The organism is Massilimicrobiota sp. An142 (assembly GCF_002160725.1).
GTDB classification, from domain to species: domain Bacteria; phylum Bacillota_I; class Bacilli_A; order Erysipelotrichales; family Coprobacillaceae; genus Allocoprobacillus; species Allocoprobacillus merdigallinarum.
Map to the genome: position 1 here is coordinate 1 of NZ_NFLD01000077.1, position 1,599 is coordinate 1,599.

A 1,599-nucleotide genomic window follows, 5' to 3' on the forward strand; every position below is an offset into this window, starting at 1 on the left:
ATAAATACAAAGATTAAAAATATAAATCATGACATTTCCAAGATTAAGTTCTACTTATCAATGTTTTTTAAGTAGAACTTAGTCTTAAAAAAAGTAGAATTTACTTTTCAAATTAAATTTTATATATTCTTACTTTATACTAAAATGTAAATTTCAATCATCTTTATAAGATTCATCAGTATCTTCATTTTTTGATATTCTTAAAATATATCCATCTTTTTGATACATTATATTTTCACTACCTATATTAATTATAGTTGAAAAAGAGTATTATTTTCGTATAAATTTATGTTATAATATTATCATTAAGAAAGGAATGATGATATTGAAAAAGAAAACTCTTGCTTGTGCAGCTTTATTATCTGGTGCTATTGTTGGCTTTGTAGGTGTCACTGCAATTGATTTTGCCTGTCATAAAAGCACACCACTTAATAAAATGAAACCAAAAGTTGATCCACGTATTGAAAAATATCTTCCTTGGTTAAAACAACAACATTTTGAAACATGGGAAATGACTTCAAATGATGGTTTAAAACTCAAAGCTAAATTTTTAAAAGCTGATAGAGATACAAATAAAGTATTAATTGCTGTTCATGGTTATCGTTCATATAATTTAAAAGAATATGCCTATTATATTAAATTTTATCATGATCTAGGATTCCATATTTTATTACCAGATAATCGTGCTCATGGAGAAAGCGAAGGAACATATATTGGATTTGGATGGTTAGATCGATTAGATTGTATTCAATGGATTCATCAGGTTAAAGATTATTTTCATAAAGATTTACAAATTGTTTTACATGGTATATCAATGGGAAGTGCCACTGTTCTCATGGCTAGTGGTGAAGAACTTCCTGATGATGTCAAATGTATTATTTCTGATTGTGGATTTACAAGTGTTCTTGATGAATTTAAACATGAACTTCATCAAAGACATATTCCTGCTTCTCTTGTCTTACCAACTGCAACTTTATTAAGTAAAAAACGTGTAGGATATAGCTTCAAAGAAGCTTCAACAATTGAACAAGTTAAAAAATCTAAAACACCAACTTTATTTATACATGGTGATCGTGATAATTTTGTGCCAACCTATATGGTTTATGATCTTTATAATGCATGTAGTGCTGATAAAGATTTATTGATTGTTGAGGGTGCTGGTCATGCGCAAAGCTATTTGGTTGATCCTCAATTATGTGAAAGCACAATTATTGAATTTATGAATAAATACGTTAAAGAGTAAAAAATGACTGATTTTCAGTCATTTCAGGCTGTTGACAAAGTAAAAAAGTCAACAGCTTTTAGTTTTCAAATGAAAGAATATATGGTATTATATCCATTGTCGTGGATGACTTCTTTCCAAGTACGCAAACTTTGAGGCTCCACGACCTTTTTTATCATCATGTCATGAAAATATGATATAATGTAAGTGCGTATTTGGAGGTAAAATATTATGGCAATGACATGTTTAAACAATCGTAAAAATGACAGCTTTATTTTGAGTACTATAGATGAATTAGTACCATCAGATCACAAGGTAAGAGAGCTTGAGGAAGCCATTGACTGGACATTTATTTATCCATTGGTCAGACCGCTCTA

General features: G+C 29.0%; 1 protein-coding gene. It reads left to right on the forward strand.

All coding sequences use genetic code 11. From position 1 onward, the window contains the following. The first annotated feature begins 319 nt into the window (after positions 1-319). A complete protein-coding gene (locus tag B5E87_RS14740; protein ID WP_241147197.1) occupies positions 320-1,243 on the forward strand; it encodes an alpha/beta hydrolase in 924 nt (307 codons plus the stop codon). Positions 1,244-1,599: the final 356 nt, after the last annotated feature.